The organism is Dyadobacter sp. Leaf189 (genome assembly GCF_001424405.1).
In the GTDB taxonomy this organism is placed as follows: Bacteria; Bacteroidota; Bacteroidia; order Cytophagales; family Spirosomataceae; genus Dyadobacter.
Map to the genome: position 1 here is coordinate 879374 of NZ_LMPS01000004.1, position 14509 is coordinate 893882.

The window sequence follows — 14509 nt, forward strand, 5'->3', positions numbered from 1 at the left end:
TTATGCTTAAATGGACCGTAATATTTCTGATTGTAGCTATTATAGCCGGTGTACTTGGATTCGGTGGAATAGCAGCAGGTGCAGCTGGAATCGCTAAAATTCTTTTCTTCGTATTCCTTGTACTATTTGTGTTAAGCCTACTAAGCCGCGGCGTCGGGCGATCCTGAGCCACGAGAAAATAACAAATGAAAAAAGCGGTCTTAGGCCGCTTTTTTCATTTTAGCTTATTCCCATTCAATTGTTGCCGGTGGCTTGGATGAAATATCATACACGACGCGGTTTACACCTTTTACGCGGTTGATAATATCATTGGAAACCTCGGCCAGGAACTCGTAAGGCAAATGCGCCCAGTCCGCTGTCATTCCGTCCACAGAAGTTACTGCGCGTAGTGCAACCACACTTTCGTAAGTCCGCTCATCGCCCATTACACCCACGCTCTGCACAGGAAGTAGCATCGCTCCTGCCTGCCACACTTCCTTATATAGATCCCATTTTCTGAGTCCGCCGATGAAAATCGCATCAACTTCCTGCAGTATTGCGACTTTTTCAGGAGTTATTTCTCCAAGAATACGAATCGCAAGTCCCGGACCAGGGAATGGATGCCGGCTTAGAATTTTATCATCAATACCTAATGTACGACCCACTGCTCTTACTTCATCTTTAAACAAAGTATTCAGCGGCTCTACCACTTTTAGTTTCATGAAGTCGGGCAGCCCGCCTACATTGTGGTGAGATTTGATCGTAGCAGATGGTCCCTTAATGGAAACGGATTCAATCACGTCAGGATAAATGGTACCCTGTCCCAGCCACTTCACTTCTTCGATCAAATGTGCTTCCTGATCGAAAATGTCGATAAATGCTTTTCCAATCGCTTTGCGTTTAGCCTCTGGCTCACTCAATCCGGTCAACAGCTGATAAAAGTGAGACTTCGAGTCTACACCCTTGATATTCAGCCCCATATCCTGGTAAGAATGCAGTACTTCCGCAAATTCGTCTTTTCTCAAAAGTCCGTTATCTACGAAAATGCAGTACAGGTTGGTACCAATTGCTTGGTGAACCAATGTCGCCGCAACGGTGGAATCCACACCGCCCGAAAGCGCCATTACTACTTTATCATTGCCCAGCTTTTTGCGAAGCTGCGCAACTGTCTGCTCTACGAAAGACTCGGAAGTCCAGTCTTGCTTGCAGCCGCATATATTAGTTACAAAGTTGTGCATCAGCTTCTTCCCTTCCGTTGTATGTGTTACTTCCGGGTGAAACTGTATACCGTATGTCAGCTCATTCTCAATTTTGAATGCAGCCACTTTCACCGATTCGGTAGAAGCGATCACATGAAAATTCTCCGGGGCACGCACGATGGTATCGCCGTGTGACATCCAAACCTGCGAAGAGTCGGACAAGCCGGCCAGTAATGAAGAATCATTATCGTCGATTTCAAGTCTTGCGCGGCCATATTCCCGGTGCTGCGAAGGCTTCACGTCGCCACCCAGTTCCTGAGCAAGCAATTGAGCGCCATAGCAAACGCCCAGAACAGGCACTACTTTGCGGAATTTGTCAAGATCTATTCTTGGAGAATCAGCGTCCCGAACGGAGCAAGGGCTTCCTGAGAGAATGACACCTTTGATATTTGGAGTTAGATCGGGGTAATTGTTGAATGGGTGGATTTCACAATAAACATTTAGCTCACGAACACGTCGCGCGATTAACTGAGTATACTGTGAACCAAAATCTAAGATCAGAATTTGTTCAGTCATATATATATGCTATCTAAAATGTAAAGGTAGGCAGATTGACCGAAATCAAAAAACCAATCCTTCGCGCTGTCACTCCTGGCGTTATTTTACCATTCAAACTTTTTTTCTCCCGGAATGCAACATTCTTTATTCCATTTGTATCTATGAAACGGTGACAAGGCACACACATCCGCTTATATAACATAAAAACCACTTGTGTAATGAAAGGTTCTATGTTATACCAAGTACTTACATTTGCAATGTACTCAGCGATTCACCTCTGATACATTGACCATAATTTATTAGCCATGAAATTCTTACTAAACCTAACTGTAGCACTGCTACTGATCGGAAATGCTGCGTTCGCCCAAACCTCGGCAGGTGTGCCAGGGAGCGGCAAAGTTTCCGGATCTGTTATCGACGAAAAATCACAGGCATTCCCGTTTGTGAATGTACTCCTGCTCCAAGCCAAAGATTCGACACTCGTTAAAGGATTGGCAGCGGATGAAAGTGGCAAATTCCTGTTTGATCAGGTTTCAAACGGCACTTACCTGGCATTGGTTTCGATGGTAGGTTACCAGAAAAATTACAGCCAGCCATTTACAGTTGACAATAACGTCATCGCTCTTCCCCCATTTAACCTCAAAACAGACGTACAGGCATTGAACGAGGTAACAGTTGTTGCCAAGAAGCCTTTCATCGAACAGGAAATTGACCGCACGGTTGTGAATGTAGAAAACAGCATTGTTTCCGCTGGCGCGACTGCCCTGGAAGTGCTTGAAAGAGCGCCCGGCGTAACGGTTGACCAGCAAAATGAGCAGTTGAAACTGCGCGGCAAAGAAGGTGTGATCGTTCAGATCGACGGCAAACAGACCTTTTTATCACAACAGGAACTCATTACCCTGCTGCGCAACACACCCAGTGACAACATCGAGAAGATCGAACTGATTACCAACCCTTCGGCCAAATATGATGCTGCAGGTAACTCCGGGATCATCAACATCAAGATGAAACGCAACAAAAATTATGGTACCAATGGAAACATCAACCTTGGTGCCGCGTGGGCGAAATACGGAAGAGGCAATGCAACTGCTACTGTTAATCACAGAGCGGGCAAACTGAGCTCATTTATCAGCGGCGGCGCTTTCCTGAACAAGGGTTTTAATAATAATGATATCTACCGTACCATTCCGTTTGAAGGCAAAGTAACCATTTTCGATCAGCGCACCGAGCGGACCAACAAATCTGAATACTACAATGTGCGTGCCGGAGTCGACTATTTTGCTACTGAAAAAAGTACGTTTGGTGTGCTGGTTTCAGGCTTTTACAGCGAGTTCAGCAATCCTTTCGGACAAACAAATACACGTATTCTCAATGAAGACCTGAGCTTGCAGCGGACTTTCCGCACGGATGTTTACAACGGCGGCGAGATGAACAACATCAGCACCAACCTCAACTTCAAACACCAGTTTAACGACAAAGGCAAGGAACTGACTTTTGACGTTGATTATGTAAGATACGGCGGAAAGAAAAGCAGTAACCTCGATACCAAGTACTATTTGCCAGGCGGCCAGCAAGATGGTAGCGCTGAAAATGTCCGCAACAATATGCCTTCCGATATTAATATTGGTGTTGCGAAACTGGATTACGCACAGCCACTCTGGAAAGGAAAGTTTGAAACCGGCTTAAAATCCAGCTACGTCGCTTCTGACAATGATATGGTTTTCGAAACCAAAGCCGATGAATGGGTACTTGACCCTACCCGCTCCAACCGCTTCAAGTATACAGAAAATGTCAATGCAGCTTACCTGAATTACAGCGGCAGTCTGACCAAAAAAATGAAATACCAGCTTGGTCTCCGCGGAGAGCATACGCACTCCATCGGTAACTCGGTAACATTGAACCAGAAACGCGACCGGAATTACATTAACTTTTTCCCAAGTGTGTTCCTGTCCAACCAGCTCGATACCAATAACGTACTGAACATTTCGTACAGCCGCCGGATCGACAGACCCAATTACCAGTCGCTTAATCCATTCGAGTTCTACCTTGATCCGTTTACTTTCCAGAAAGGAAATCCAAACCTTAAACCACAGTATACCAATTCTTTCCAGCTTGTTCACGTATACAAAAGCTTCCTGAATACCACACTGGCTTACAGCCGGATCAAGGATATGATCGCCGACGAATTGCCACAGCAGATCGCTTCCGAGAACAAGACTTTTGTAACCTCCGATAACCTGGATAACCAGGACAATCTCAGCCTTACAGTCTCATTTCCGATCAAAGTAGCCAAATGGTGGAACATCCAAACCAATTTCACAGGGGTATACAATCATTATAATTCAGTATACCTCGAAGAAAAGCTGGTAATCAGTCAGGCAAGCTGGAATATGTATGCGGCCAACCAGTTCACAATTTCCAAGACATGGTCGGGTGAGATTTCAGGCTGGTACAACAGCCGCGCATTCTACGGACTGTATCAGGCGAAGCCAATGGGAATGCTGAATGCAGGTTTACAGAAAAATATCTGGAACAAAAAAGGAACGGTCCGCCTGAATGTCAATGACATATTCTGGACCAACCGGTTCCGCGGAAGAGCAGTGTACAAGGATATTGATTTCCATGTGAAATCACAATGGCCGAGCCGCCAGTTCAGGCTCACATTCACCTACAATTTTGGTAATCAAAATGTGAAAGGTGCCCGCCAGCGCAATACAGGTTCTGATGATCTGCAAAAACGCGCAAATGGCGGAAGTTAGAGAGGAATCCCGGTCTTCGGACCAGTATTCATAAATTAGTTAGGTTTGTTATGCAGAAAATCCATCCCGCAAGCTGCGGGATGGATTTCTTTTTTAACTAATCTATGTCGTGAAAGACTATGCTTCCAATGCCGCCACGCCGGGAAGCACTTTACCTTCCATATATTCAAGCAATGCACCACCACCAGTTGAAACATAGCTCACGCGGTCGCCATAACCTGCATTGTTGATCGCAGAAGCAGAATCTCCGCCGCCAATCAGTGAGAATGCGTCGTTTTCTTCGGTTACAGCTACTACTGCCTCGGCAATTGCATTGGTACCTTGTGCGAAGTTCGGGAATTCAAAAACGCCCATTGGTCCGTTCCAGAGTACTGTTTTCGAATTCTTGATAATCTCTGCAAAAATCTTCGCCGTTTCAGGACCAATATCCAACCCTTCCCAGTCGTCAGGGATTTCGCCGGCTGGTACCACCTTACGTTCTGCGTCATTCGCAAACTTATTTGCAATGACAGTATCCACAGGAAGGATCAGGTTAACACCTTTATCTTTGGCTTTCTGAACCAGTTCCAGTGTAAGCTCCTGCTTGTCAGCTTCCAGCAGCGACTTTCCAATGCTGCCGCCTTGCGCTTTCGAGAATGTATAGGACATTCCGCCGCCGATGATCAGGTTATCCACTTTGTCGATCAGACGCTCGATAATGAGGATTTTGTCTGAAATCTTAGCGCCGCCCATGATCGCGGTAAATGGTCTTTCTGAGTGTTCAAGCAATCTTTCTGCATTGTCGAGCTCAGCCTGCATCACATAACCGCATACTTTATCAGCAAAGAACTTACCGATTACCGCAGTAGAAGCGTGTGCACGGTGCGCAGTTCCGAATGCGTCCATCACCCAAACATCACCCAGTTTTGACAGCTTTTCGGCAAACTCTTCGTTACCTTTTTCCTCTTCCTTGTAAAAACGCAGGTTTTCCAGCAAGAGCACTTCTCCCGGTTGCAATGCAGCAGCCATTTCGGTTGCGCTTTCACCGATACAATCGTCGGCAAACTTCACGGTTTTGCCAAGTATCAGTGACAGCGGGTTCACCAGATGTTTAAGAGAATACTTTTCTGTTGGTCCGTCTTTGGGGCGGCCCAGGTGCGACATCAAAATAACGGCACCTCCGTCGTTGAGAATCTTACTGATTGTAGGAATTGTAGCACGGATACGGGTATCGTCCGTGATTTCAAATTTGTCATTAAGCGGGACGTTAAAATCCACGCGTACCAGGGCTTTTTTCCCTGAGAAATCATAAGAATCTAATGTTGTCATGGGCGGTAAAAATTGTTTTCCATAGATAACAAATGTAATCCAATTTCTTAATAATATACTATGTAAAAGAGAATTCGCAGGTTTTACAATAGGTATAATCCTATTTAAGCTCTTAATTTTTCTAAATTGATTTGCTTTAACAAAATTTTAATATCCTCCCATCTTTTAAAATCTTGCTGTAACTTTATACTTCTATTGAACCAGAAAATCCAGCTAAGAAAGACGTGCCTTCGGATCAAATTGTGGTGAATGCTGGGATTGCAGCCGAGTTACCAACCGGGTTCCCCATTGACCTTCCACCCAAATACTACCATGATTATTTCAGCTATGTGCTGGAATTTGTGAAAAAGCGCTACGCGCACCTGCTGACTGAAAAAGAGCTTGGCTTTCTCGAAACCTATGACAGGCTTTCGGAGGATGCACAATGCCTTTTCATCCGTTTCAGCAACCGCAGCAAATCGTTTTTTCGTGTAAAGAGCCTCTCCTATTCCGAGATCACCGATTTGCCGGCCGTACTCGAAGAATTGCATGAAAACGGTTTTATCGAATCGATCTGTGACGCGCATGAACCGCGGTTTGGCGAAATCATGGAGCTGTTTACAAAACCCGAACACCTGCATTTCACAAAGCTGCTCGAACCGGATGTAATGCCGGCCAAAAACATCAAAAAGCCCGACCTCGTCCGATGGATGATGCATGATTACGATTTCAAAACCCTGTGTGAGATAATAACCGCTACGGAGCCAGTTGTAAAAGTGACCTACGAAGCGGAGGTAATGCTGATGAAGTTCCTCTTTTTCGGGAACCGGCACGCAGATATGACCGAATTCGTAATCCGCGATCTGGGGCATGTGCGATTCCAGTCTTTCGATGAGCAGTTTTTGTCCATTCAGTTTGAAACACGCAAGGAAGTTGACGATACGCTCACGGTGTCGTTGATGAAGGAAACTTTCGATGTAATCAAAAATGCATTGCCGCCTGAGGAGGTTTACGACTGGTTTATGAACTGGTATGCAGGCAATGGAACCGGATTGGCACCAAAATCTTTACCTTCATTCAACTCCCTGATATTGCGAATAGGCGCTTGGCTGGAACGCAAAAAGATGCTTTCGCAGGCATTGATTATCTATCAACTTACAAACGACGCCCCTGCCCGCGAGCGGCGGGTGCGACTGCTGTATAACCTCGGCGAGGTGGAAGAAGCTTTGGCGCTTTGTGAAGAAATCGCAGAAAGTCCGCAGAATGCCGACGAACGGTATTTCAGTCTTGATTTTCAGGAGAAGATCCGCAACAAAAAGAGCAAGCGCGTGAAACGGACTACCCAGGCGCTCAAAGATGCGACTGCGATTGAGGTACCTATTACGTTCCGTTTCAATGTGGAGTACGGCGCGCTCGAATATTACCGTGCGCAGGGTTACAATGCGTTTTTCAGCGAAAATGAACCCTGGCGCGCTTTGTTCGGCTTGCTTTTCTGGGACATTATTTACGATACCAATGTGCAGACGATCCATAATCCGCTGCAACGCATTCCGTCCGACTTCTTTTTACCCGATTTTTATTTCAAAAGATCAGCACAGTTGAAAGAAAGACTGGAAGCTGCCAGCTCGCGGGAAATTATCGACGAGCTGGTCAGTCAGACTTTTCAGGATAAATTCGGCATTACCAATGTGCTGGTACCCTGGTACGAAGGTGCGCTTGAAAAAGTACTTACACTCACTTCCCTGCTCACGCCCGAGAAGATCCGGGCGGTGATGATGGAAATCGCATTGAACCTCCGCGAAAATACCCGCGGCTTCCCCGACTTGCTGGTCTGGAACGAAAACGAATATGCATTCATCGAGATCAAATCCCCAACCGATCACCTTTCTTCGCGGCAGTTGCACTGGCAGCATTTCTTTGCCGAGCACGGCGTGAGCAGTCGCATTGTGCGCGTGAACTGGCTGCGCGACTGAGTTATTTGAGGATAAAATCGGCAACTACCGGCAAGTGATCGGAAGCGTATTTTTCGTCAATAACCTTCGTATTCGACGCTCTCAGGTTATCCGATTTGAACATAATGAAGTCGATCGTTTTGTTCGGCTTCTCCACGGGGATCGTAAATCCGCATTCAGTACAGGTTCTTTTAAAATGCTGGTCAAGATAGGCAATCACTTTGCTCTCAGGTACCGCATTAAAATCTCCCGCCAGGATCATCGGCAGCTCTGTTTTTCCAAAATGATTAATAATGGTCTCTGCCTGCAAAACGCGGTTAGGCTCCTTTAAACCCAAATGCGTACTGGCGAAAATCAGCTTTTTGTTATTGGGCAATGTAACTGTAACCGCAGCCACAGTCCGGTCTTCCTCTTTCAGCTCCGCATGGATCGGCAATGCATATTTCACCGAATCAACAATGGGGAACTTTGACAAAACAGCCACACCATAATCGCCACCGCCGTGATCAATGGCTTTTGAAAAATAGAACTTCATGCCTGTCAAAGCGGCAAGCTGCTGCGCCTGGTTCTTGCCTTTTCCGGATCTTTCGGTATTTACATCTACTTCCTGCAATGCGACGAAATGGGGCTTTTCCGCATTGATGACTTTCGCAATTGCTTCAATATCAATTTTTTTACCCGCAGAAGGCGGATTGGCGTGGTGGATATTGTAAGTCATTACTTTGAAACGCTGGTCTTTCCGCAGCACTTCGGAATACTCTTTTGAAAAGCCGGCGAGGGTTGCAAATCCTACCAGAATGAGCAGGACGCGGAAAACATTTTTCATAAAAATCTGATGGTTTAGGATTATTCAACTGCCAAAAATAAGCGTTTAGATTTTTTCCACGCCAGCTTTTTAATTTTCATTATCATTACGAAATCATTAACCAGCGATTTTTTATGAGGCTAAAATTTTTACTGCTGCTAGTGGCCGTTTCAGCAGGTTTGGGCAATGCATTTGCGCAGACAAAACCAGGAGATGTGAAAACTTTCGAATTAGCCAACGGAATGAAGTTCCTCGTGCTCGAAGACCACTCCATTCCAAATGCCAATATGTACCTTTTCTGGAAGGTAGGCTCCCGCAATGAAGTGCACGGCATTACCGGCTTGTCACACTTTTTTGAGCACATGATGTTCAACGGTTCGAAGAATTTCGGACCAAAAGAATTCGACCGTTTTATGGAAGCAAACGGCGGCTCTAACAATGCATATACCACCGAAAACGTAACGGTGTACACCGACTGGTTTCAGAAAGATGCATTGGAGCCCATTTTCAAGCTCGAATCCGACCGGATTGCCAACTTGTCCATCGACCCAAAAATGGTGGAAAGTGAGCGCGGAGTGGTGTTATCAGAGCGCAGTACCGGTTTGGAAAACAGCAATTACCGCCTGATCGGCGAACTTGTACAATCGGTTGCATTCCAGGAGCATCCCTATATGTTCCCTGTGATCGGGTTTGAGTCTGATATTAAAAGCTGGACACAGGAAGACCTGGAAAACTATTTCAAAACTTACTACTCACCGAACAATGCGACCGTTGTGGTTGTGGGCGATATTACGGTGGAGCAAGTAAAAAAACTGGCCGATCAATATATGGCGCCCATTCCTGCACGCGGGTTACCTCCGAAAATCAGGACTGTGGAGCCTGCTCAAAATGGAGAAAGAAGAGTGACCGCCTACAAGGACATTGCTACGCCAAACATTTTAATGGCGTACCACGTGCCGGAAACAAAAAACGAAGATTATTACGCGCTCGACCTGCTGAGCAGCCTGCTCACTTCCGGTAATTCTTCCCGCCTTACCAAGTCGCTGGTAATGGATTCTACCCTGGCGACCAGCGTATCAAGCTTTACCGACCAGAGTTTTGATCCGAGCCTTTTTGTGATCTATGCAATCGCCGGGGGTAATGTATCCGCACCTGATCTTGAAAAAGCAATTGACGTACAAATTGAGAAAATTATCAAAGAGGGCGTGACTGATACGGAACTTCAAAAAGTGAAAAATCAGAAGTTAATGGAGTTCTACCGCACGCTGGAAACAATCAATGGAAAAGCAAACAGTCTGGGGAGCTACGATGTGTTTTTTGGTGATTACAAAAAAATGTTTGAGGCACCGGAATTGTATAAAAAAGTAGGGATAGAGGATATCAAGCGGGTTGCGGCCAAATACTTCACCGATCGCAACCGCACAGTGGGATACCTGCTTCCAGAAAAATCGAAATAGTCCGGCTATCTCATTGACATTCATTCATAACTTTTGAAATATGAAAAAGATACTATTTGTGTGGGCAGCGCTGCTTTCGCTTTCTGCCTCTGCACAAAACAATTTTAAGCTTCCGACATACGAAAAGTTTAAGCTGAAAAACGGGCTGACCGTTTTTCTGATGGAGCAGCACGAAGTCCCATTGATCAATGTATCTGCTGTTTTCGACGCTGGTTCAATCAACGATGGCGACCGTGCAGGGATGGCGCTGGTGACTTCAGATGCATTACTCTTTGGTACCGAAAAATACACGAAGCCGCAGATTGAGGAAGCCACTGATTTCGTCGGCGCTACGCTGAATACATTCGCATCGAAGGATATGGCGGGCATCAGTTCATCCTTTGCCACAAAGGACCAGGAAAAATTACTGGATATTATTCAGCAGGTATTGGTACACCCGGTTTTTGATAAAACGGAGTTCGACAAATACAAGCAGCGGACACTCGTGCAGTTAATGCAGCAAAAAGAAAGTCCGCGCTCTGTGATCGGGCACTACTACAATGCATTCCTCTTCGGCAATTTCCCTTACGCGATTCCCGGCGACGGTACGCAGGCAACTGTTTCGAAAATGACTGCGGAAGATGCAAAGGCATTTTACAAAAGCAACTACACCTCCGGGCGCGGCGCGATTGCTGTAGTTGGTGACTTCAAAGCTGCCGATATGAAGAAGAAAATCACCGCCCTTTTCGGCTCCTGGAAAACGGCAGATTACCGCATGGTAAAACGCGTGGCGCCGGATCTGGAATTCGAGAAAAGCCGAGTATTATTGGTTGACAAGCCCGACGCAAGAGAAACCACATTCATGATCGGCGGAAAGGGTGTTGACTATAATTCCGCGGATTATGTACCGATCATGGTGGTAAATACGGTACTCGGCGGCCGGTTTACTTCCTGGCTCAACGATGCATTACGGGTGAATTCCGGTCTGACTTACGGTGCGAGAAGCCAGTTTTCGCGCAATAAATTTGCAGGCACATTCAGCATTTTCACTTTTACCAAGAACTCCACCACAGTTCCGGCCATTGATATGGCAGTGCAGGTACTGGACAGTTTGCATAAAACCGGCCTGAGCGAAGAAGTACTTAAATCTGCCAAGGCGTATGTAAAAGGCAGCTTCCCACCCACATTCGAATCGGCCGGAGCACTTGCGCGGCTGCTTACGGATATGCACATTTATGGTTTTGACGAAAATTATATCAATACATTCCAAACCAAAGTCGACGGTCTGACGCCGGCCCGGGCAAAAGAAATCATTGATACCTACTTCCCGAAAGACAAGCTGCAATTTGTCCTCATCGGAAAAGCAAGCGAAATCCGCGATCAGGTAAAGAAGTATGGGGATATTACCGAGAAGCAGATTAAGGCGGATGGGTTTTAGTATAAGTTGGAGGGGCTGTTACTTTTAGTTGCATTGTGCCCGTTGCTTCGACCGCCCGGCGGCCCGGTGCGCTCAGCATGACAAGGCATGGTTACGACGCTGATGCAATCAAGTTTTGTCAAGCTGAGCGCTAACAAGCTTTGTCAGGCTGAGCGCACCGGGCCGCCGGGCGGTCGAAGCCACAAGGCACAAAGTCACCATTAACCAAATGAAAAAATGAACAAACTATTAAAAACTTGCCTGTTTGCGGCTGCTACTTTGGTGGGGCAGGAGGCTGTTTTGGCGCAGGGTAAGGTTTATACCAGCCCGATTGGCTTGCAGGCTTATACCTTCCGCGGCAGCTGGCCGAAAGGCATTGAAGCGACGCTCGATACTATCAAATCGCTGGGCGTAACAGAAATGGAAGGCGGCCCGATCAAGGGAATGGCTACTGAGGAACTCCGTAAGCAGCTGGACAAGCGCGGCATCAAAATGGTGTCCATTGGCGCAGATTACAAGCTGCTGGCCGAAAGTACAGCTCAAACGATCAAAGACGCGAAAACGTTGGGCGCCAAATACGTGATGGTAGCCTGGATTCCTCACAATGGAAAATTTGACCTTGAAACGGCAAAGAAGGCAGTAGCTGACTTCAACAAAGCAGGAAAGGAGTTGAAAGAAGCAGGTATTGAGCTGACTTATCACAATCACGGCTACGAATTTGAGCCTTATGAAGATGGTACCCTGTTTGACTACATTGTCAAAAACACCAATCCCGAATACGTGAACTTCGAAATGGACGTACTCTGGACCGCATTCCCGGGACAAGATCCTGCGAAGCTGCTGCTCAAATATCCAACCCGCTGGAAGCTGATGCACCTGAAAGACCTGAAAAAAGGAGTAGTAGGCAACCTGTCAGGCGGCACGCCCACTACCAACGACGTAGCATTAGGAACCGGCCAGATAGATATCCCGGCAACATTGAAAGCCGCTAGGAAAGTAGGGATCAAGCATTATTTCATTGAAGACGAAAGCCCAAGCTACTTAAAGCAGATTCCACAGACGATTGCTTATATTAAGTCGATTAAGGAGTAATTTAAAAGGGAGGATGGAGTATTTAGTTGTGCACAGGTCTTCGACTGCGCTCAGACTGACAAAGCATATTGAGCATCACTGCCTTGTCATGCTGAGCGCACCGGGCCGCCGGGCGGTCGAAGCACTACCAACCCGGATTCTGCTTCAAAGTTGGTGTTCTTTGCAGTTCGTCTTGCATGATGGGGAACAGGTAATGCCTTGGCGCGACGAAGACGCGGCTTTCTATGAAGTAGCGTTGCATTTTATACTTCTTGCCTTCTACCTCAATTTTTCCATTCGGATCTTCGACGGGCTTCATTCCGTTGATCATTCTCTGCGTCTTCGGGTAAGGCCAGCCTAGCTGCGCGCGCTGTTCGTTGGTAGCGCCCGAACTTTGCCACGCCTGCTCTCTCGCGAGCTCTTTCGGCGAACTTGGTTCAAGGTAAAGCCTCGAAGACCAGATCCGGTTGTTCTCGTAAAACAGCTCCACCCGGCGCTCGCGCTTGATGTATTCGTCCATCAAAGCTTTATTTGTTTGTACTTCCGGCGGCATTGGCGCCATAAATGAACGTGCTCTCACCTCATTGATCATCGCATATATTTCCGCGTTGGGACCGGCAGTTTCATTGACAGCTTCGGCGTAGATATAGATAAACTCAGGCAAACGCCAGACCGGCGGGCCGCTGATCGCAAAGCTCTTGTCCCGGTTCCAGGACTCCCGGAGGATTTTACGTAAAAAATACCCCGTAGTAGTTGAATTGGTCGCCCCTATCTTATCCGCTCCGGTAGCAGTATTGATCACCTTTCCTTTGAATGTCGAACCGTGGTAGACAATGTCGCGGTGGAAGCGCGGATCACGTTTAATGCCTTCATATGGATTCGCATCATCGTACCCGTCGGCTTTTGCCCGGGCTGCGTAAATGGGATAACCGTACCCGTTTTTAGCTACATATTCATATTCATCAACTTGCTCCTGCACCGGCATCTGGCGCGAGCTGCCTCCCCAGCTTGGCGGATAAATGTCGCCCTGCCAGTTATGGTCCTTGTCCCTTGTTACAAAGAAAACAGCCTCATTCTGAAATGCTTCCATATTGTGATACAAATCCCAAAGCCGTGCGGGTACCTTTGAATTGTTGTTGTTTACGCCTGCATCGTCCCTGAAATCGCTGGCATCGTGACCTTTGTACAAACTATAACGCAGCCGCCCGTCAACTTTGAAGTCGATTACAGCTTTGGCCGCATCTCTTGCTGCAGTCCACCGTCCCGCATTGAATGCATATTCCGCAGCAAATGCGCGGGTATCGTTCGGAAAAGAACCGCCATTCCACATAGGTGTGGCTGCCATCCAGGCTACCATCGCTTTCAGTCCCAGACACGCGCCTTTATCCACCCGGCCAAAATCCGCCCCGCCCCAGCTGCCTGGTACCAGCGCAATCGCAGAGTCACAGTCCGCTGAAATTTTGGCGGCAATGGCGTGGAAGGATTCCTGTTTGAAATCCATTTGTTCAGTAGGTGAAATGGTCCGGTTCATATATACTATCTCACCGTACATTCTTGCAGCCAGATAATGGAAGTACGCCCGCATGAAATAGGTTTCCCCCAATCTTTTGGATAAATCCCCAGCTTGCAATGGATTATCAGGCGTTTTGTATTTCCGCACACCTTCCAGGATTACATTCGTTTTTCTGATCCGATCGTACAGATCCCACCAGTACTGGCCGCGGCTGCTGCGGTCGGGCATTGTATTCGAATTCCAGTCGCCCGTGTTGAATTTGTTTGTAAGACTTCCTTCCGCCGTTGATCCCTCGGCCTCGTCAGTCACCGGGGCAGTTGAAAAGTGGGAAAAGAACACAAGCGGACTGTTGGAGCCTCTTGCATTGTCGTACAGATCAGTGATCAGCTGGTTAGTTTTATTATATCGTGTAAAAACCTGCTCGGCATCCACCTGGTCATCGGGTCTTCTATCCAGGAAGTCCTGGTCACACGAGGCCAGCATTCCACCTATCAGTAATGCGGCTATTGTATATATTTTTCTGGTTTTCATAA

The 14509-nt window shown here is 47.0% G+C and carries 10 protein-coding genes; 6 read left to right on the plus strand and 4 right to left on the minus strand.

The window, feature by feature from the left end; translation table 11 throughout:
- Window positions 1-2: 2 nt before the first annotated feature.
- Window positions 3-167: a DUF1328 family protein gene (locus ASG33_RS25575; RefSeq protein ID WP_031526823.1), complete on the plus strand. Its 165-nt coding sequence runs from the start codon at window positions 3-5 to the stop codon at window positions 165-167.
- A 57-nt stretch (window positions 168-224) separates the two neighbouring features.
- Here the strand turns inward: ASG33_RS25575 and guaA are convergent, their stop codons facing one another.
- Complete coding sequence (guaA, locus tag ASG33_RS13010; RefSeq protein WP_056285503.1) at window positions 225-1754, minus strand: glutamine-hydrolyzing GMP synthase; 1530 nt, start codon at window positions 1752-1754, stop codon at window positions 225-227.
- A 287-nt stretch (window positions 1755-2041) separates the two neighbouring features.
- Here guaA and ASG33_RS13015 point away from each other — a divergent pair, with 287 nt between their 5' ends.
- Window positions 2042-4495, plus strand: a complete 2454-nt coding sequence (locus ASG33_RS13015; protein WP_056285506.1) for an outer membrane beta-barrel family protein — start codon at window positions 2042-2044, stop codon at window positions 4493-4495.
- Window positions 4496-4612: 117 nt separating this feature from the next.
- On the opposite strand, the gene ASG33_RS13020 is transcribed toward ASG33_RS13015, so the two are convergent.
- On the minus strand, window positions 4613-5803 hold the full coding sequence (locus ASG33_RS13020) for a phosphoglycerate kinase (protein WP_056285510.1): 1191 nt from the start codon (window positions 5801-5803) through the stop codon (window positions 4613-4615).
- A gap of 224 nt (window positions 5804-6027) precedes the next feature.
- Here ASG33_RS13020 and ASG33_RS13025 point away from each other — a divergent pair, with 224 nt between their 5' ends.
- A complete protein-coding gene (locus tag ASG33_RS13025; RefSeq protein ID WP_229238633.1) occupies window positions 6028-7755 on the plus strand; it encodes a VRR-NUC domain-containing protein in 1728 nt (575 codons plus the stop codon).
- 1 nt (window position 7756) lies between these two features.
- Here ASG33_RS13025 and ASG33_RS13030 read toward each other — a convergent pair whose 3' ends face one another.
- A complete protein-coding gene (locus ASG33_RS13030) occupies window positions 7757-8560 on the minus strand; it encodes an endonuclease/exonuclease/phosphatase family protein (protein ID WP_056285513.1) in 804 nt (267 codons plus the stop codon).
- Between the two features lie 113 nt (window positions 8561-8673).
- Between ASG33_RS13030 and ASG33_RS13035 the strand changes: the two genes are divergently transcribed.
- The 3 genes from ASG33_RS13035 to ASG33_RS13045 all read left to right on the plus strand — a co-directional run bounded on the left by ASG33_RS13035 (window position 8674) and on the right by ASG33_RS13045 (window position 12484).
- A complete protein-coding gene (locus tag ASG33_RS13035; protein WP_056285516.1) occupies window positions 8674-9996 on the plus strand; it encodes a pitrilysin family protein in 1323 nt (440 codons plus the stop codon).
- 40 nt (window positions 9997-10036) lie between these two features.
- The gene (locus ASG33_RS13040; RefSeq protein ID WP_056285518.1) at window positions 10037-11413 is read left to right on the plus strand and encodes a pitrilysin family protein; all 1377 of its coding nucleotides are present in this window, start codon (window positions 10037-10039) and stop codon (window positions 11411-11413) included.
- Window positions 11414-11629: 216 nt separating this feature from the next.
- Window positions 11630-12484: a sugar phosphate isomerase/epimerase gene (locus ASG33_RS13045; RefSeq protein WP_056285521.1), complete on the plus strand. Its 855-nt coding sequence runs from the start codon at window positions 11630-11632 to the stop codon at window positions 12482-12484.
- A 124-nt stretch (window positions 12485-12608) separates the two neighbouring features.
- On the opposite strand, the gene ASG33_RS13050 is transcribed toward ASG33_RS13045, so the two are convergent.
- Complete coding sequence (locus ASG33_RS13050) at window positions 12609-14507, minus strand: RagB/SusD family nutrient uptake outer membrane protein (protein WP_056285523.1); 1899 nt, start codon at window positions 14505-14507, stop codon at window positions 12609-12611.
- Window positions 14508-14509: the final 2 nt, after the last annotated feature.

Coding starts and splice junctions, on each gene's coding strand:
- ASG33_RS25575 (WP_031526823.1), top strand. CDS start 3: ATGCTTAAATGGACCGTAATATTTCTGATTGTAGCTATTATAGCCGGT.
- guaA (WP_056285503.1), bottom strand. CDS start 1,754: ATGACTGAACAAATTCTGATCTTAGATTTTGGTTCACAGTATACTCAG.
- ASG33_RS13015 (WP_056285506.1), top strand. CDS start 2,042: ATGAAATTCTTACTAAACCTAACTGTAGCACTGCTACTGATCGGAAAT.
- ASG33_RS13020 (WP_056285510.1), bottom strand. CDS start 5,803: ATGACAACATTAGATTCTTATGATTTCTCAGGGAAAAAAGCCCTGGTA.
- ASG33_RS13030 (WP_056285513.1), bottom strand. CDS start 8,560: ATGAAAAATGTTTTCCGCGTCCTGCTCATTCTGGTAGGATTTGCAACC.
- ASG33_RS13035 (WP_056285516.1), top strand. CDS start 8,674: ATGAGGCTAAAATTTTTACTGCTGCTAGTGGCCGTTTCAGCAGGTTTG.
- ASG33_RS13040 (WP_056285518.1), top strand. CDS start 10,037: ATGAAAAAGATACTATTTGTGTGGGCAGCGCTGCTTTCGCTTTCTGCC.
- ASG33_RS13045 (WP_056285521.1), top strand. CDS start 11,630: ATGAACAAACTATTAAAAACTTGCCTGTTTGCGGCTGCTACTTTGGTG.
- ASG33_RS13050 (WP_056285523.1), bottom strand. CDS start 14,507: ATGAAAACCAGAAAAATATATACAATAGCCGCATTACTGATAGGTGGA.